The sequence below is a fragment of the Gluconobacter kondonii genome (assembly GCF_002723995.1).
Taxonomy (GTDB): domain Bacteria; phylum Pseudomonadota; class Alphaproteobacteria; order Acetobacterales; family Acetobacteraceae; genus Gluconobacter; species Gluconobacter kondonii.
In genome coordinates, this window is sequence record NZ_BEWP01000003.1 from 179,633 (window position 1) to 196,997 (window position 17,365).

The 17,365-nt window shown below is 57.3% G+C and carries 21 protein-coding genes; all 21 read left to right on the top strand.

The window, feature by feature from the left end:
- Positions 1-42: 42 nt before the first annotated feature.
- Positions 43-552, top strand: a complete 510-nt coding sequence (locus tag GKO01_RS04875; protein WP_244901329.1) for a hypothetical protein — start codon at positions 43-45, stop codon at positions 550-552.
- 440 nt (positions 553-992) lie between these two features.
- Positions 993-1,145 (top strand): hypothetical protein, encoded by a 153-nt coding sequence (locus GKO01_RS15920; RefSeq protein WP_167383431.1) that lies wholly within the window; start codon positions 993-995, stop codon positions 1,143-1,145.
- 76 nt (positions 1,146-1,221) lie between these two features.
- Positions 1,222-1,590, top strand: a complete 369-nt coding sequence (locus GKO01_RS04885; protein ID WP_244901330.1) for a hypothetical protein — start codon at positions 1,222-1,224, stop codon at positions 1,588-1,590.
- The gene (locus GKO01_RS04890) at positions 1,574-2,887 is read left to right on the top strand and encodes a phage terminase large subunit (RefSeq protein WP_174694234.1); all 1,314 of its coding nucleotides are present in this window, start codon (positions 1,574-1,576) and stop codon (positions 2,885-2,887) included. Before GKO01_RS04885 ends, GKO01_RS04890 begins: the two co-directional genes overlap by 17 nt.
- 46 nt (positions 2,888-2,933) lie before the next feature.
- Positions 2,934-4,352 (top strand): phage portal protein, encoded by a 1,419-nt coding sequence (locus GKO01_RS04895; RefSeq protein ID WP_099286020.1) that lies wholly within the window; start codon positions 2,934-2,936, stop codon positions 4,350-4,352.
- Positions 4,349-4,864 (top strand): phage scaffolding protein, encoded by a 516-nt coding sequence (locus GKO01_RS04900; protein WP_244901331.1) that lies wholly within the window; start codon positions 4,349-4,351, stop codon positions 4,862-4,864. The genes GKO01_RS04895 and GKO01_RS04900 overlap by 4 nt, the downstream gene beginning before the upstream one ends.
- A 70-nt stretch (positions 4,865-4,934) precedes the next feature.
- Positions 4,935-6,314, top strand: a complete 1,380-nt coding sequence (locus GKO01_RS04905; protein ID WP_099286021.1) for a DUF4043 domain-containing protein — start codon at positions 4,935-4,937, stop codon at positions 6,312-6,314.
- Between the two features lie 54 nt (positions 6,315-6,368).
- The gene (locus tag GKO01_RS04910) at positions 6,369-6,770 is read left to right on the top strand and encodes a hypothetical protein (RefSeq protein WP_099286022.1); all 402 of its coding nucleotides are present in this window, start codon (positions 6,369-6,371) and stop codon (positions 6,768-6,770) included.
- A 10-nt stretch (positions 6,771-6,780) separates the two neighbouring features.
- Positions 6,781-7,380, top strand: coding sequence for a hypothetical protein (locus GKO01_RS04915; RefSeq protein ID WP_174694235.1), 600 nt, complete (start codon positions 6,781-6,783; stop codon positions 7,378-7,380).
- A gap of 12 nt (positions 7,381-7,392) precedes the next feature.
- Entirely contained in the window at positions 7,393-8,379 is a 987-nt protein-coding gene (locus tag GKO01_RS04920) for a hypothetical protein (RefSeq protein WP_099286023.1), read from the top strand.
- A gap of 96 nt (positions 8,380-8,475) precedes the next feature.
- A complete protein-coding gene (locus GKO01_RS04925; protein WP_099286121.1) occupies positions 8,476-9,963 on the top strand; it encodes a phage tail sheath protein in 1,488 nt (495 codons plus the stop codon).
- Positions 9,964-10,389 carry a hypothetical protein gene (locus tag GKO01_RS04930; RefSeq protein WP_099286024.1) on the top strand — a complete coding sequence of 142 codons (426 nt, stop codon included), beginning with the start codon at positions 9,964-9,966 and terminating at the stop codon, positions 10,387-10,389.
- Entirely contained in the window at positions 10,386-10,703 is a 318-nt protein-coding gene (locus GKO01_RS04935; RefSeq protein ID WP_099286025.1) for a hypothetical protein, read from the top strand. Before GKO01_RS04930 ends, GKO01_RS04935 begins: the two co-directional genes overlap by 4 nt.
- Positions 10,704-11,157: 454 nt before the next feature.
- Positions 11,158-11,715, top strand: a complete 558-nt coding sequence (locus tag GKO01_RS15755; protein ID WP_145994734.1) for a hypothetical protein — start codon at positions 11,158-11,160, stop codon at positions 11,713-11,715.
- 18 nt (positions 11,716-11,733) lie between these two features.
- Positions 11,734-12,648 carry a hypothetical protein gene (locus tag GKO01_RS04945; RefSeq protein ID WP_099286027.1) on the top strand — a complete coding sequence of 305 codons (915 nt, stop codon included), beginning with the start codon at positions 11,734-11,736 and terminating at the stop codon, positions 12,646-12,648.
- A gap of 4 nt (positions 12,649-12,652) precedes the next feature.
- Entirely contained in the window at positions 12,653-12,865 is a 213-nt protein-coding gene (locus GKO01_RS04950; protein WP_174694236.1) for a hypothetical protein, read from the top strand.
- The gene (locus GKO01_RS04955) at positions 12,862-13,923 is read left to right on the top strand and encodes a hypothetical protein (RefSeq protein ID WP_099286028.1); all 1,062 of its coding nucleotides are present in this window, start codon (positions 12,862-12,864) and stop codon (positions 13,921-13,923) included. Before GKO01_RS04950 ends, GKO01_RS04955 begins: the two co-directional genes overlap by 4 nt.
- A complete protein-coding gene (locus GKO01_RS04960) occupies positions 13,920-14,543 on the top strand; it encodes a phage baseplate assembly protein V (protein ID WP_099286029.1) in 624 nt (207 codons plus the stop codon). Before GKO01_RS04955 ends, GKO01_RS04960 begins: the two co-directional genes overlap by 4 nt.
- Entirely contained in the window at positions 14,540-14,899 is a 360-nt protein-coding gene (locus tag GKO01_RS04965; RefSeq protein ID WP_099286030.1) for a phage tail protein, read from the top strand. Before GKO01_RS04960 ends, GKO01_RS04965 begins: the two co-directional genes overlap by 4 nt.
- Positions 14,900-14,943: 44 nt before the next feature.
- The gene (locus tag GKO01_RS04970; protein ID WP_099286031.1) at positions 14,944-16,083 is read left to right on the top strand and encodes a baseplate J/gp47 family protein; all 1,140 of its coding nucleotides are present in this window, start codon (positions 14,944-14,946) and stop codon (positions 16,081-16,083) included.
- A gap of 41 nt (positions 16,084-16,124) precedes the next feature.
- Positions 16,125-17,363, top strand: a complete 1,239-nt coding sequence (locus GKO01_RS04975) for a hypothetical protein (RefSeq protein ID WP_099286032.1) — start codon at positions 16,125-16,127, stop codon at positions 17,361-17,363.
- Positions 17,364-17,365 lie beyond the last annotated feature (2 nt).

Consider the following 17,365-nt stretch of genomic DNA (forward strand, 5'->3'; position numbering starts at 1 on the left):
CAGGAAGTGTCTTTGGTAGATGCGTATGCAGGATCTGAAGCCATGGTTAAGCCGACTGCGGAAAGATATCAGCATTCCGAGATCCATGAGGATGGCAAGACGTTTCGGGTCGTGAATGCTGTGCAGTCCATGTATGACGCAGGCGATATCGGAGATGAGGAACTGGCAGCGGCGGATCGCTGGTATCGTGAATATGTCTTTGCGTCTCTTGGGGTGATGGAAAATCCGCAGTCTGATGGTCGTGTGAGGGAGCGGGGCGACATTCATACATGGATGATCGGACGGGGGCAGTGTTCTGCGCGGATGACGCAGATTCGCGATATGCTTGGCCTTTGCGCGCATGTGCGTTTTGAGATGCTTCTGGCGCGTGATATGTCGTTTTCCGCCATGGCGCGACATCTTTATCCGGCTTTGTCGGAAGGGCGTGCGCGCATGAAGGTGTCGGCTCAGTGTGCGTTGCTTCTGGAGCAGCTTGCGCATGTTTATGAGGTGATTTCTAAAAAGAAGCATAAGAAAAAATATGTTAACGATAAATTACCTATTGATATGTGAGCGCGGTTTTGATATAACAAATGCACACTGAAGAATTATACATAAATATCCAAAGCCGATCTTCTGGAAAGAGGGTCGGCTTTTATTTTGGAAGTTTCCTGATCAATGGAAAAATGTGACATTTCTTCTGGTAGTGTTGTGCTGTCTGGTCGTCAGACGTTTATTGTCCTCCAAAATAAATCAGGTTCACTTGCGGGGTGTCCCCTTGTGTATGAAGGGGAGCCTGTTCATCGGGCTGATGTCGTTTTGGAATGGCATGAACTGGTGGATGCGGGTCTTTCACGTTTGGATGTGAGATGCAGGTCCATTCCCTGTCAGCGTTCGGTTTTGTCGGTTCGGGTGATCGGGCGGGTTGCGCCGGAAACCTTGGCACGTGTGGCTGTGCGGGCTGAGCGGGAGCAGGTGCAGCGCAATGTGGAGACTCAGGCAAGGAAAGGAACGTGTCAGAGCGGCTTGCGCCTGCGGCAGAAGCCGGTTCGGGCTGTCTGGCTGGAGGGGGGCATGATGATGAGCCGCAGGGAGGCTGCGCTGAGAGCGGGCTGATGGTCGGTTCTCAGGTCGATCTGGGGAAGAAGGTTAAAGCAGATGGGTGAAGAAATATCCGGCAAATGTTTCTTGCGGCGGGAGCAGTCAGAAGAACGGAAAAAGAGGTTTCTCGAGCATCTGTCTGTGAGTGGAAATATTTCGGAAGCCGGACGTGTTGCAGAGGTTCGGCGGAGTACGCTGTATCTCTGGAAAGAGACGGATCAGGATTTTTCGTCCCGCTGGGAGGATGCTCTGGAGGAAGCTGCGGATGCTTTGGAGGCGGAAGCACGGCGGAGAGCCGTAGAGGGATATGATGAACCCATTACGTATGCGGGACGTGTCGTCTGCGATCCGGATACGGGAAATCCGATTGTTCGGAAGCGTTACAGTGACGGTTTAATGGCGTTTCTGCTTCGGGCGCATCGTCCGTCCCGTTTCAGGGCTGGTATGGAGGCTGATGGACGTTCGGGGGTAATCTCGATCAATATCAGCAGTGATGACAGCGCCCTTTAGACTGAATGACTCGCAGCGTGATGCGGTGCGGCTGCTGGGCGGGCCGGCAAGGCATATTCTTCTGAGGGGTGGGGCGCGGTCTGGGAAGACCTTTGTTCTGGTTCGGGCCGTTGTGATACGGGCGCTGAAGGCTCCGGAAAGTCGACATGGCATTTTTCGTCATCGTCTGACGGCGCTGAAGGCGTCGGTTTTGCGGGATACGTTTCCGAAAGTCATGCGGATGTGTTTTCCGCAGGTCGGGTGGAAGCTGGACCGGCAGGATTGTGTTGTGACGTTCCCGAATGGATCGACGATCTTTTTCGGGGGGCTGGATGACGAGCAGCGGACCGAGAAGATTCTGGGTCTGGAGTTTGCGACTGTTTATCTGAACGAGGCCAGTCAGATCAGTTATGGCGCGCGGAATATGCTTCTGACGCGTCTGGCGCAGAAGACGGATCTTGCGGTCAAGGAATATATCGATGCCAATCCGCCGACGATGGGGCATTGGCTTTATGCGCTTTTCGAAAGCGGGATCGAGCCCAAGTCGGGGGAGCCAGTGGGGGATCGGTCGCTTTATGCGACGATGATCCTGAATCCGCAGGCGAACCGGGACAATCTGAGCGCGGATTATCTTGCCAGTCTGGAAGCGCTTCCCGAGCGGGAAAAACGGCGGTTTCTGTATGGTGAATATCAATCGGTTGTTGAGGGTGCGCTGTGGCGGCTGGAGATGTTCCGGCGTGAGGCGGCGATTACGGCGCAGAGCCGGGCGGATGTGGCAGCTCGGATGCGGCGTATTCTGGTGTCTGTTGATCCTTCTGGGGCGGCGGGGCCGGAAGACTACAGGTCCGACGAGATCGGAATTGTGGTCTGTGGCGTTGATGCGGCTGGTGTGGGGCATGTTCTGGAAGATCTGTCTGCCCGGGATAGTCCGGCGGGCTGGGCTGCCCGGGCCTTGCGGGCATTTGATGACTGGGGTGCTGAACGCATTGTTGCGGAGCGGAACTTCGGGGGGGCTCTGGTAGAGGGCACGATCCGGAGTGTGCGGGCGCATGCTTCCGTCAAGCTGGTGACGGCGGCGCGGGGCAAGGCGGCACGTGCTGAGCCGGTTGCGGCGCTCTACGAGGTTGGCAGGGTTGTTCATCATGGCCGGTTGACGGTGCTTGAGGATCAACTCTGTCATTTCTCGGTCAGTGGATATCGCGGGCCACGGTCTCCGGACCGGGCGGATGCGATGGTCTGGGGGCTGAGTGAACTGATGCTTGCCGGAAACGGCGGCATGACGGGCTGGAGCTCGTCTGGATTTTCGCTGGCGCGCTGAGCCGACCGTTTCAGGTCGGCGAGTGGCCTGAAACAATGGAGAACACATGGACTGGTTGTCCCTGCAACAGCGTTATGCTGTTCCTGCGGGTGCGTCCGCGCGGACGGCGCGGCTGCTGGCGCTCAAGCGTGTTCTGGATGGGACGCAGTATGATGCGCTGCCGCATCCGTTCTCGATGGAGAAGTCGGGAGCGGGCGAATATATCCCGTTATCCAGTCGCCGTCCTTCGGTCCGGACCAATCTGTGTCGGACGGTTGTGGATGAGGCGGTTTCGCTCCTTTTTGGGGATACGCACTGGCCGGGTCTGGTGACGGACGATGCGCGAGTGGCGCATGCCATGAGCACGTTTGCTTCGCAGACCAGACTGGCGTCGCTTCTGATGGAAGCGGCGCGATTGGGGTCTGTCGGGTCGGTTGCGATCCTGTTCGAGGTGTCGGCGGGGGTTCCGAAGCTGTCTGTTCTGGAAACGGCGTATCTGACGCCATTCTGGGATGATGCGACGGGTGAACTGTTGCGGGTCGAAGAAAGGTTTCTGGTCCGGGGGCGGGATCTGGCGGCGCAGGGTTATCCGATTGCGGATGAACTTCTGGGTGCGCAGTTCTGGTGGCAGCGGGTCTGGACGCCGGTCGATTGTGCCGTGTCTGTGCCGTGGCTGGTGGGAATGGATGGCGGGGTTCGGGATGAGAGCCGTTCCGTTCGACATGGGCTGGGGTTCGTGCCCATCGTGTGGACGCGCAATCTGGGTGGGCCCTGTGGGCGTGATCCGGAGGGCGAATGCACGTTCGAGCGGGCCATCGATACGGTGATCGAAGCGGATTATCTGCTGTCTCAAGCAGGGCGGGGGCTGAAATATGGCTCCGATCCGACGCTGGTCCTGAAAACGGGTGGTTTTTCCGATGGGGTGGCGCATCAGGGTGGTGCGGCTTCGGCGCTGACGCTTCCGCCTGAGGGAGATGCGAAGCTTCTGGAGATCAACGGTAATGCTGCGGGTGCAGTGCTCGATCATTATCGGGAACTGCGGTTGGTGGTGTTGGAGCAGCTTCACGGAAACCGTGCGCATGGTGACCGGGTTGGCGGCGCGCAGTCCGGCAAGGCCATGGAGATGATGTGTCAGCCGCTGATCTGGCTGGTGGATCGACTGCGGCATTCCTATGGGGAAGGTGCGCTGCTGTCGATTTACCGGATGGCGTGTCGCTTTTCCTGTGTTTTGGAAAACGGGCTGCGGCTTGGAGGCGAGCTGGTTAAGGACCTGCCGTATTGCCGTATGAGTTTGCGGTGGCCGGCGTGGTTTCCGTCCACGGACCCGGAACTGCTGTCGCTGGTGCAGGGGCTGGTGGTGGCGGTTTCCAATGGAATTCTGAGCCGCGAGACCGCGGTTCGGATGTTTGCAATGGCATCGGGAAATTCTGATCCGAATACGGAATGGAAAATGCTGGAGCAGTGGTGTGCTTCTGAACAAGCATGAGTGTTGACGGGGGAATGATGTCCGGAACTGATGACACCATTGAGGATGTGGATGCTCTGCGTCAGGCGCTGAATGACGCGCGGAGCGAGGTTGAGGCGGTCCGTCAGGAAATGACGGATGTTGTGACGCGGCAGGAGACGCTTCAGCGCAATCATGAAGAAGCGCTGGCCCGGATGCGGGAGGAGAGTAACCGCGAGGTTATTGTGTCGGCGCTCAGGGCGGAAGCGATCCGCAATGGTGCACATAATCCTGATGATGTTGTGCGGCTGATTGATCTCAACGGGATCGAGCGGGGCGAAGACGGCTCGGTGGTTGGTGTGTCCGAGGCTTTGCAGCAGGCCCGTCAGGAGCGGGCTTATCTGTTTGGTGAGGTGCTGCGGCCTGGATATTCGAGCGGAACGACGGTCGGGCAGGCGGCGCCTCGTCCGGACGGGGTTGAACCGTTCAATGCGCGGGCCGTCAGCGAGGCGGATTACGAAACGCGCAAATGGCAGTTTCTGGCTCAGAAGTGAGTTTCGGAGCGATATTTGACCGGGTCTGATGGCAGGCCGGGTTCAGACAACACATTTATGGAAAAAACACATGAGCATTGATAATTTTCCTGTTCAGCTTCAGGCCGCCATTCAGCAGGGTTTTCTGGCCCGCGAATTCGAGAATGGTCTGAAATCCCGTCTGGGTTTCCGTCAGGTTTCCGATCGCGAAGTGTTCCCGAACGCCATTGGTGAGACGCTGACAAAAACACGTAAGAGCCTCAAGGCGCCTGTGACGACGCCACTTAATCCGACGGGGAATACCAATTTCGATAATGGTCTGAGCCCTTCTGGCTGGGCTGTTGAACAGTACACGCTGTCGATCAACCAGTATGGCGATACGATTGATCTGAATATGGTGACCAGTGGCGTGGGGATCGCGTCGCAGTTTCTGGCCAACGCCAACACCAACGGTGTGCAGGCGATGCAGTCTCTGGATCGTCTGGCGCGCAATACGTTGTTTGGTGGCGCGCAGAATGGTGTGGGCGGCTATCTGGGGGGTAATACGCGCGTGACGGCGACGCTCGGGAGCGCGGGAAATACCATTTCGGTTGATGACATCCGGGGTTTCCAGTCTGTGATCGTCAATGGTCAGGTCACGGCGCTCAGTGCGACACATGGCATGACCGTGACGGTGGGCAGTGATGTTTATACGCTTGTCAGCGTAGCGGCGGATGGGACGAATGTGTCTACGGCGCCGGGCGGTGTTTCGGGGCAGATGACGTTCTCGGCATCCGTTTCTGTTGCGGATGGGACGGAAGGTCAGGCGGTTGTGGCGTCCACGGCGCCAATGGTAATCCGTCCGAATGGTCGTCTGACCACTGCAGCGTTGCAGACGGCGAGTGCGAACGGTCTGGCGGATACGCTGGGCATTCAGCAGGTTCTGGCGGGTGTGGCGACGCTGCGGCGCAACAACGTGCCGATGATTAATGGTGCGTATCACTGTTATCTGGATGATCTGCAGCTTCTGTCGCTCTTCCGTGATCCGGATTTCAAGCATCTGTATCGTGGTGCTTATGGTTCGGAAGAATATCGTTCCGGTCAGGTTATTGAGCTTCTGGGTGTGCGGTTCATTCCGACGACGGAAGCGCCGCAGCAGGCGTCGCTTGGTGCGGGTTCCATTCATCGTGCGCTTCTGCTGGGGCAGGGGGCTCTGATCGAAGGTGACTGTGCGCTGACGGGTCATTCCGATATTCCGGATGCCGAGCGGGCGCTGATCGAGATGGTGGACAGCGTGGCGATGGTGACGCGTGAGCCGCTGGATCGACTGCGGCAGATCATTGCGCAGTCCTGGTACTGGATTGGTGGTTTTGCTCTGCCGACCGACGTGACGGCGGACATGACGGTCATTCCGACGGCGACGAACAGCTATCTCAAGCGGGGTGTCGTGATTGAGAGCCTTGGTACGGATGCGCTTGGTCTGACGTTCTGACCTATTTCCGGCCCCCGTCTTTGAGACGGGGGCCTTTCTTGCGGGAGGAATGACATGTCCGGAACGGTTGGTTTATCGACGGATATTCTCTCGGAAGGAGAGAAAATGGATATCCGGCGGTTCTGTGGATATCCCGCGATCGGATCGCGGGAAGGAAACCAGGAATCCTGGCGCTTTTTTCAGGTGGAAGGCGCGCTGGAATGGCGGATGAATTATCTGTCTGTGGCAGAGTTGCAGCAGATCCGGCTTTATCTGTCGCAGCTTTATCCGCTCGAAACCGCAATCACGGCGTCGTCGGACAATCTGGATACGGCACGGGCGGCCAGTTGGTATCATAATGGTCGCGAAGTGCAGGACCGGATGATGCTGTTTACGCTGTGGCGTCGTCGTTTGTGTGCGTTTCTGGGTGTGACGGGTGGACTGGAACTGCAGGACGGCCGGGCGATCGTGGTTTGAGGAGAGCGGTGTGCAGCAGGCAATGATCGCAGCCCGACTTTCCAGAGGATATACCAAGGCGGCGCAGGTTCTGGGGGCTTCTGGCGAGCAGTATCGTCCTTCGAGCGGTCTGTCGCCGATGAGTGTGCTTTATGCACAGCCGATGCTGGCTTTCGACGTAGATGCCGGGTTTTCGTTTGAGCGTCCGATTGGATGGGGGATTCCGACGGAATATGTGCTGACGGATCGCCGGGATGATACGCAGGTGGGCGATATTCTTGCTGCGAGTGGTCGGACGTATTTCGTAGCATCCGTAGAGCCTCTGCGGCCGCCGCTCTGTGTGGTGTGTAGCCGGACCGTGTCGGTGAGCGGTGTTACGGGAGTGGTGCAGACGCTCGTATCGGACTGTCCGGCGGCTATTATCATGCGGGCGAAGGGGGAATCTTCGGGAAGTGGTGTTCCGGGGGCGACACGGCCGGGTCAGTCCGTGATGTATCTTCCGCTTCTGCCGGGAGTTGTGCTGACGCCGTATATGACTGTTACGACCGATCTTGGGACGACTTATACGGTCAATGCGGTGGAAATATCCGGGTTCGGTATCCGGTGTACCATGTCGTTTCAGCAGGTCTGAGGAGGGAGAAGAATGACGGATGCCTCCAAAGTCGGGCTGGCGCTTACTTATAACTGTGCGCAGGTTCTTTATCCGGATGGGTTATCGGGCGTTTCGGTGACGGGGCGGCAGGTCGTGTTGCGTCGGGGATGGCTTTTGCCGAGCGATCTTTTTACGGCCCAGAATATTCGCAACAATATCGATTTCGTGACCGTTACGATGGCGCCGCGGAAAATGCCGGAATGGGCGGAACCACTGGGGCGGCCCTGGCGGGTGCAGCAGAAGGTTGAGCCTACGGTCGGAGTTGTTGTGACGGATGGGGCGGTTGAGATCGTTTTTTCCGGTACTGCGACGCCGGCGGGAGTGGTGGCGGTCTGGCTGGATGATATCCCACAGGGAGGCGAACCGTCTGCAGCTTATGCGGTGACGGCGCAGGACACGTCTAAGACAGTTGCCGCGGCTTTGGCGGCGGCGTTGACTGGTGGTGTGGCGAATGGTGCGGTTGTCAGTGTGCCGGGGCGGGTTCTGAATGGTCATGCCGGTGGCTATGGCCAGTCGGTGCGGGTGACGCGTCGGCAGGCGCAGCTCTATCGGGTTTCGATCTGGACGGCGGATGCGACGGCGCGCGAGACGCTCGCATCTGTTCTGGATACCGCGCTGGCGGGGCAGAGCTGGATCAGCACTCTGGACGGGCGGGAGGCTCAACTTCGCTTTCAGAGTGTGGAAGATGTCGACACGATGCAGAATGAGGCGTTGTATCGGCGGGATTATTTCTATGAGCTGGTATTCGATACCCTGCAGGTGCAGTGGGCGTCCGAAATGCTGTGCGGGATTGGAAACCTGTCCGCAGGGGAGGAGCTTTCGGCAGCATTCGGAGTGCTGGCTCCCGGGGCGGCGAATCAGACGGTGACGGCGGCTCTGGAGGCCATGCAGGCTGTGATTGCAGCGCAGGCGGTGGCCTCGGCTTATCCGGGGTTGAGTGTTGACCGTTTCGGAACGGTGGTTGCGCTCGGCAGCTGACGCAGAAGCTGGGTCATAAAAGCTGAAATTTCATTAGGAAAGCGGGTGGCCTTCATGGAGGTGCCCGCTTTCTGCATTTTGGAGAGCGATCCGGGGATGTCTCTGGTCTATCAGGCGGGAACGCTGAATACCACGGCACTGACCGTGCCAAATCTTTATGTGCAGATTGCCCAGCCGCAGACGCTGGCCCTCTCGGGCGTATCGTCTTCGGTGTTGGGGATTGTGGGAACCGCTGGCTGGGGGCCGGTGGGAATGCCGCTGCCGATCGGGGGCATGAGCGATTATGTCGCGGCGTTCGGCGGTAAGCAGAACAAGACGACGGATGCGGGTCTGGCGGTCAATATTGCTGTGCTGCAGGGAGCGTCGACGTTCGTGGTTGTCCGGGTGACGGACGGAACGGATGTGGCTGCTTCCGGTGAGCTTGATGGAGTGACAGTTCAGGCTGTCTGCACTGGCAGTGCGGGTAATGGCATTGTTGCCGCAGTAACGGCTACGGGGTCCGGTTATGCACTTGCGGTGACACATGCCGAGCTGGGTTCAAGGACTTATGCCGGTGCAAACTGGTCCGGGATTGCCGCTGCTGTGGCGCAGGATCTGAGTGCGCTCGTGAAAGTCGTGTTGCCGGAAACGGTTCCGGCTGTGGCGGCTGCGAGTGTGACGCTCTCAGGCGGCACGGATGGTGGCGTTCCGACCACGGCGCAGTTCCTGGGGCAGGACAGCACGGTCCGGACGGGTATGTATGCGCTGCGTGGGCAGGGATGTGCCGTCGGGTTGCTGCATGGTGTGTCGGACAGTACGTCCTATACAGCGCAGGCGGCTTTTGGGACGTCCGAGGGGGTCTATATGATCGCCGTGGGCCCAGCTGCGGATACGGTGACGAATGCGATTGCGGTTAAGGCATCGAGTGGTCTGGATGCGGCGTCGGTCAAGCTCATGTTCGGGGACTGGCTGTGGTGGGATGATGACAGCAACGGTGTGATTCTCGTGAGTCCGCAGGCATTTGCGGGTGGCAGACTGGCCGCGCTTTCACCTGAACAGTCCAGTCTGAACAAGGCGCTGTCGGGGATTGTGGGAAGCCAGAAGGCAGGTCTGACGGGAAGCAGTGCCACGTATTCCACGGCGGAACTGTCCGTGCTGTTTACGGCTGGAATTGATGTGATCTGCAATCCGGCGCCGGGCGGAAGTTACTGGGCTGTACGGTGTGGGCATAATTCGTCCAGCAAGAGTACCATGAATGGCGACAATTACACGCGTCTGACGAACTATATTGCGTCTTCGCTTGCGGGCGGCATGGGCGGTTATGTCGGCGAGGTCATTAACGACACGCTGTTCAGTGATATTCGCTCGACGCTTCTGGGGTTTCTGTCGTCTCTGCTGTCTCAGGGTATTCTGGGCGTTCAGAATAGTGAACTGCCCTATAGCGTGGTCTGTGATTCGAGCAATAATCCGCAGTCCCGTACGGCGCTGGGCTATGTGCAGGCGGATGTGGCTGTTCGATATCAGGGCATCAACGAGAAATTCATTGTCAATTTGCAGGGCGGCGCGTCTGTCACTGTGTCGTCTGCGTCGGGGAGTGTCGGCTAAATGGCAAATCCATACAGCATTGGCCGGGATTGCCGGATTACGGTTCTGTGGAATGGTCAGCGGGTTGATCTGAGGGATGTGACGTCTTTCAGCGCCGCTCAGGAAACGCACGCTCTGCGTGCCAATCCGTTGAATGGTGTTCCGCTGGAATTCAATGTTCCGAATGGCTGGCGGGGAGCGTTTCAGATCGCCCGCGCCAATGCGGCGCTGGACAATCTGGTGGCAGCTGTGGAAGCAGCCTACTGGAATGCGGGATCGGTCGGAAGCGGGACGATCTACCAGTACGTTACGGAGCCGGATGGTTCGACGAGCACATGGGAGTTCAACAATGTGTCCATGCAGCTGAAAAGTGATCCCTGGCAGGCGGATCATATGATCCATCAGACGGTTCAGTTCTTTGCTTCTACGAGGACGAAGATTTCGTGAGTGATTTTCCGCAGGAAATTGTTCTGTCAGATAAGCGTCGTCTGACGTTGCGCGAGATTGATCCGGCGGACATGCTGGATCTGATCGAAGCGGCGGGAAGTGCGATCAATGGGGCTTCGGCGTCTGCGTGGTTGGGCTATGCGGAAATGATCTGTTCCGTGACGGCGATTGATGGTGTGCCGGTTCAGATGCCGCAGAGCAAGGACGAGATCCGTGATCTTGCGCGGCGTGTCGGAAAATCCGGGATTGCTGCGCTGACACCGTTGTTTGAGCGTGATGCGGATGATGATATCCGGGACATCGCAAAAAACTAAGTCGGCACTCCGGGTTTCAGGAGATGCTTTATCTGCTGGATCACGGGGTGCCGTGGGATGTTTTGCGAGGGTGGTCAGGGGCGCGGCGTTTGGCCGCGTGTGTCATTACCGGTGAGCGGGAAGGACACTGTTTTGACTGGGAAATGATGCGGTATCAGGGAGAGATATGATGCGGGAGAACATCTGGCGGAATATTCTCTCGGTCAGGACATTTTCCGGTCAGTATGTCAGAGGGTTGTTGCGAAGGGGAGCGCTGGTTTCGGGGGTGCCTCGTTTGCGGAAATCGGGCTGGGCGAAGACGGTTCATGCCAGAAATCATCCGGAGATTGCGGTCAGGATGGCGTATTCTGGAACGCGGGAAACATCCAGTACTCGGAGCGTGCCCGGCGCAGGGAAGCCGACTGGGTTGCGAAATGAGGCGCACTTTTCAAGGCGAAAAGGGGATGAGGTATCGATGCTGCCCTCTTTTTCTGTCAGATCTGTTGTTGCTCTTGCTGGGAACAAGGGGCGGATTAAAAGGGTATCTACCTTTCCGAATTCTCCGCGGCAGATGTCGCAGCTGCGTGTCAAACAAGATAAAATAGTTTCCAATAAGAAACGTATCAACTTTTTTTTCCGAAGAACTGTCTCTCCGGAAAGACAATCGGGGTTGCTCGAAAGAATATTCCCTTCAAAGTCTGCGAGGCGTGTTGGGAGTGCTGCATCGTCCGTTGTTCTTGAGATGATGCGGCGGTCTGGAAACTCCTTGTTTGTGCCGCAAGCTCGGCCTCTCCTTGCGGGGGAGGGGATGTACGGAACGATCGGGCGGGAACAGAAGTCGCAGCATGTTTTTTCAGGGGCTCGACCATATCACGATACTGAAATTGTGAATGATCGTCTGGAGCATGAGGTGAGGAGCGGGGATTTTCTGCTGGGTCATCGTGATGCCCGTCTGGCGGCACGTCGTTCTGGCGGAGGTGTGGATGAGATCATGCAGCCTCAGTATCCCGGTCGCAGTATCGGATTTTTCTGACAGAGGAGATGTTCCCTGATGGGTATTGGCCTTTCTGACATAGAAAATGCCATTGGCGCTGTGGGGCGTTTGGGGGCGTCGTCGCCGGTTATACTGGGAAATCTGGTTCTGACGGGAATTGAGGTTCCGGACACGCTTCAGGTTGGCGGTCGTCAGATGCTGGTTGTGCATCGTTTGCCTGGTGGTGGGCGGGTTGTGGATGCGCTGGGCAATGATCCGGGACGGCTGGAACTGCAGGGACGTTTTCTCGGTCCTGATGCGCAGATGCGCGCGCAGGCAGTCGAGCGCATGCGTATGGCGGGACAGCAGGTTGCGTTCTCGGCGGCGGGTCTTTCTGTGCAGGTGTGGATTGCGCAGTTTACTTACGTCTATCAGGCGAAGGGGGCGGTCTGTTCCTATAAGCTGGTGCTTGAGAGGCCTCAGGAAACGGCGTCCGTCCAAAGTGTGTCGACTCTGTCAGGTTTGCTGGGAGATGATGTCGGGAGTGCTCTCGACAGCTTTTCCGGGGTTGTTTTGGATGTTTCCGAAGGCGTCTTTACGGCGGCGGGGCAGGTGTCTTCGGTTGTCGGACAGGTGATGCCGCTGGCCAGTTTGGTCGGGGCAGGCGGTTTTGCCTCGAAAGTTACGGATGCACTGGGGACGGTCAATGGCGTGGCGCAGAGCGGGATGAATCTCGCGACGGTTCCCTCCGCACTGGCGTCTGTGGCGGGAGGGCTGGAAAGTGCGGGAAGCGGTTTGCAGTCCATTATTGCCGGGGCGGGACAGAATGTTGAGGCTATCCAGCCGGTTAACAGTGTTTCGCTGAATACTCTGGGTCAGAATGCGGCACTTCTGAGTGCGGCGGCTGATGCAGGGGGGCTGGTCAACCGGTCTGCGGCGAATATTGCGGTGGCTCAGGGGCAGGAGACGGCTTTGCCGTCCGTTTTCGCATGAGGGAATGATGCAGGATATTATTGTTAGTGCTGCGGATATTTCCTTGTTTCATGTGGCGGCGCGTGAACTCGGAGATGCGTCCCAATGGTGGAGAATTGCGCAGGTTAATGGGATGGCCGATCCGGATCTGGGAAGGATTTCTGAAACTGTTGTTTTGAAGGTTCCGTCGGTTGAGCTTGATCTGGTGTCCGGTCTGCCTGATGGAGCATTGGAATGAGTGTCAGAAACCTGGAGATTCAGGTTCTTTTTGACGGGCAGGTCGATCCTGTTCTGGCGCTTGTACAGTTTGAAATCGATGCCAGCCGGTATGAGGCCTGCGATGTTGCTACCCTTCGTCTGGCCGTCAGAAAGCAGGGAGCGGCAACGCCGTGGTTTGAGGCGGAGCAGCCGGCGCGGAAATGGGTGACGCTTCAGATGCGGGATACCCAGAATATTGCGGCGGCCTGGACGACGCTGTTTCAGGGGCGTCTTGATCACATCGATTATGTGGCTGAGCATGCCATTCTGGAGATGGAATGTCGCGATGCGCTGGCAGCATTAATGGATCTGCGCGTTCAGGATGCGTGGCTCAACCATACCCAGCAGGAACTTATGGAAATCATGGCGCAGGCGGCGGGGCTTGAGGCGCAGATTACGTTGCCCTCGGATCAGGCGGCGCTGATGGCGGGTCAGTTTTGGCAGATCGAGCACAAACGGGGTGCTCTTATGGGGCAGCACCGTTTTCAGACTGCGGCGGATCTGGCGTTTACGATTGCAAGGGATGCGTTCTGTGATCTTTATGCCGACGGAACATCTCTTGTCTGTCAGCCGCTGGGGTCTGCTTCGGATGCTGATGCACAGGTGACGGATATGCGTCAGGCGGTTCTTGAAACCGGAATTGCGCGCGATTTGCAGTTGCTGGCGGGTGTGGTCGTTCATATGGCTTCGTGGGATTCCCGGCAGAGAAGTACGACTCACGTCTATTACGATGGTGTTTCTTTTTCTCAGGACGCACCTTCGGGAAATTCTACCATCCATACATTCCGTGTTCCTGGACGCCGGCTGGAAGACTTGCAGCGGCTGGCACGAGGTAAACATGCTCGCATTGCTGCTCACGCGTTATCGGTCCGAATTAAAATTCCGGGAATTATCGGAGTTTCGCCACGGGATTTCATGACCGTGGCGGTAGGAAATGGTGAGAAAACCCTGGGGATCGATCAGGTTCTCTCACGCTTTTCCGTGGAGCAGGGATTTGTGCAGCATGTCGTTCTAAGAGATCGGGGAGGTGAGGCATGAATGACGCCCGTTTTGATGCGGCTGCTCTGCAAGGTCGGACGGCGCATACGATGTTTGGAATCGTGTCTGCCGTTGATCCGGTCAATCATGCCGTCAAAGTCCGCATTCAGCCTGAAGACATAGAAACAGGCTGGATCCCGGATGCGTGCGGTGTGCATGCGGGGGATCTTCGGATTGCACGTCCGTCTTCTCCGGGAACGCATGTTGTTTTGCAACCGGTTGAGGGAGACGGAGAGCATCTGGTCGTGACGGGAAGTGTGTATGACACTGTGGTCATGGCGCCCGTGTCTCCGCTGACCGGTAAGGTTGCACAACCTGGCGAATTTCTTGTCAAAGGCGGGTGCGGTCTTCCGCCATTGTCTGCTTCCGGAGGTGTTGGGGCATCGTCTTCCGGTGCGGGGTGGTTACATATTGGTCCGGATGGTGTGGCGGCGGGTGCGGGAAATGCGTCTCTCCTTATTAAGAACGGGGCGATAAGTCTTTCTGTTGGTGGAACGGATATGACGCTGACATCTGCCGGACTGACTCTTTCCGGAGGGGATATTCGCACTGATCAGCATTCTCTGAATGAACATATTCATCTGGCAGGAAGCCAGAAAACGGGAGGGCCGCTTGGATGATCGCTCTTTCGCATGTTTTTGGGAATGATCTGGTTCTGTCCGCCGGAGGGCTTCAGACAGTTTCGGGATCGGAGCTTACGAGGCAGGGATTGCTGAGGCGTCTGCTGACGGTTGCGGGAAATTATGTCTGGCAGCCCGATTATGGAGTGGGGCTTCCGCTCATGGTGGGACAGCTCATTGCTCCGGAAGCCATGGAATCGGTCATACGTGCGCAGGTTCAGCAAGATGCCAATGTGGACGCTTCAGAGGCCGTGACTGTCACCGTGACGGATGAGGGGCTGGGCATTTGCAGATGTGATGTTTCCTATGTGGATGCCGGGTCCGGCCAGCAGCAGAGCCTGTCTTTTTCCTACTGAAATAATGAGAGCGGCACAGTATTGAACCGCTCCAAGAGGATGCGATGTCTCTCTCTTTACGTTCCTTTTCCACGACCGTTTCCACTGCGGTGACAACGGCGCAGGCATCCTGTTCGCAGTTGCTGGACGTTTCTATCGGTTCTCCCGTTCGGGCCCTGATGGAAAGTGTTGGCGGTGTTGGTTTGTGGTTGCAGTATCTGGTGTTGCAATCACTGTTACGGACCCGCCTATCGACGTCAACGGGGTCGGACTGTGACAGTTTTGTCTATGATTTTGGCATGAGTCGATTGCCCGGCACGGCAGCGACAGGTGTTGTGACGTTTACTTCTTTTCTGGCCAGCGAGCAGTCGGCAGTTGTTCCTCCAGGAGTGATCGTGCGGACAGTCGGGGGGATCTCCTTTGCGGTGACACAGGATCAGAATTTGCCAACATGGTCTGCCTCTGCGGGAGGATATGTGCGGGCGGCGGGCGTTGCGACGTTATCGGTTCCTGTGTCTTGTCAGGTGGTCGGATCGGTCGGAAATGTTTCGGTTGGTGCGATCTGTCTGATGGGAACGGCCGTGGCGGGACTGGATACGGTGACGAATGGTGCGCCTTTCCTTAATGGTTCCGATCAAGAAACGGATAGCCAGCTGAGGACACGCTTTCCGCTTTGGCTGGCTGCAAAAGCCTCGGCCAGCAGGGCTGCGGTGGGTAATGCCATTGCCAATGTCCAGACGGATCTGAGTTATTCGCTGCGGGATGGTCTGGATACGGCGGGGAATGCGCGAAGTGGTTATTTTACGGCTGTAGTGAATGATGGAAGCGGCGTTCCGTCGGACCAGATTTTATCGAATGTCTATGATGCCATTGATTCTGTGCGGGCTCTTGGGGTCGGTTTTGCTGTGCAGGCGCCTCAGGATCTGACGCTGAATGTATCCATGGATGTCATTGTGCCTTCGTCTGTTCCGATTCAGCAGGCCGTGAGCGCCATCCAGTCGGCCGTGTCCAAGGATATTGCGTCCACGACAGTGGGTGATGGTTATCCGTACAGCCGCCTGTCCTATCTGGCTTATGCCGGTGCGGGCGTTACCGTGACGTCTGTTCTGAATGTCCGACTGAATGGCGGGCAGATCGATATTCCTGCAAATGGCAACCAGGCACTCATGGTTGGGAATATTCAGATCAATGTCACTCAGGGTTGAGGGGGTGAATTCTGAATTCTTGGGACGGATGAGGACTTTTTATGGCTGTATTTAATACATATCCCAAACTCGACTCCCTGACGGGAGAAGAGGTTGTCGTACTGGCAGATTCCAGCGGTACACGAACCGTTACGGCGACGGTCTCCCAGATTATCGAGGCACCCGTCAGTGTTGCGGCAAGTGGGCAGTTCTACTCTGACAAAGGCGCACAGGTAAAACGGTTTGCGGACCGGCTTCTGGTAGGTGTTGCAGCCGACAATCCTACTCTGAGCGACAGGGCCAGTTCGTCTCAGAATGACTGGCTTTCGGAAACCATGGGGGCAACATCCATCGGTCCCTGGGCGTTGCAGGATGCTCAGTGTGCGTCGCTCGCGCAGTTTGGCAACAGTGCGTTTGTTGCGGGGTCGCGCACATCCGATGCCGTGAGCGGTAAGGCGTTGCTGGGTTTTCAGCCGAGTTCGATCGGGGTGGCGTCCTGGGGAATTTCCGATGATACGTCCAGTCCGACAACCACGACCGCTTATGCCTATTATGGCGAAGCGTGGCGTCTGGCCGGAGTGGATTATCAACCAACTTTCGGAATGGAGCTTGAGGCTGTCAATTTTGGTGGCCTTGCAGTGGGACAGTCGACACCTTATGCGCCGAATGTCGGCGGGGGCGTATATGGGATCCAGCTTGGTGCGGGTGGGGGCCAGACATCGGGGACTTCCGATGCTGCGGCGGGTATGGTGTTCGTTTCCAATCCGAATTCATGGCAAACGGGCATTGTGTTTGGGGCCCAGTCCCTGACCGGAACGAATGGCAAGGATTCCGGATATGCCTCGGCTGTTTCCCTTGCGCGTAATCAGGCTGTGGAGTGGCATACTCCTGAGACCGTTTCCGGTGTGGCCGGGTCCAATGTTGGTGCATTTGTTCGTTCTACCGTGACGGAACGCACTAACGGCATGCGTCAGGAATTTACGGATAACGGGATCCTATTTGGTAATATTGAAGGTGAGACGCTGTTTTCTGTCGCCAGCATGCCAAGCCCGACCAACGCGCTTCAGGTTCAGGCCGGTGCCGGGACACAGGCGGCCGGTCTGTATGTGCAGGAAGGGACGGGTGGATCGGGAAATCTGGGGCTTTTTCCAGCGAGCGGCGGGGAGTTGCAGATTACGTCTCCGGTGACGGGAACAGGGGGGACAATGCCCACTGTTGCCAATGGGGGTTTTCTGCATATCAACGTCAACGGTGCAGATTATCGTATTCCGCTGATGGCTCCAGACCAGGTCGGAGGGTGATG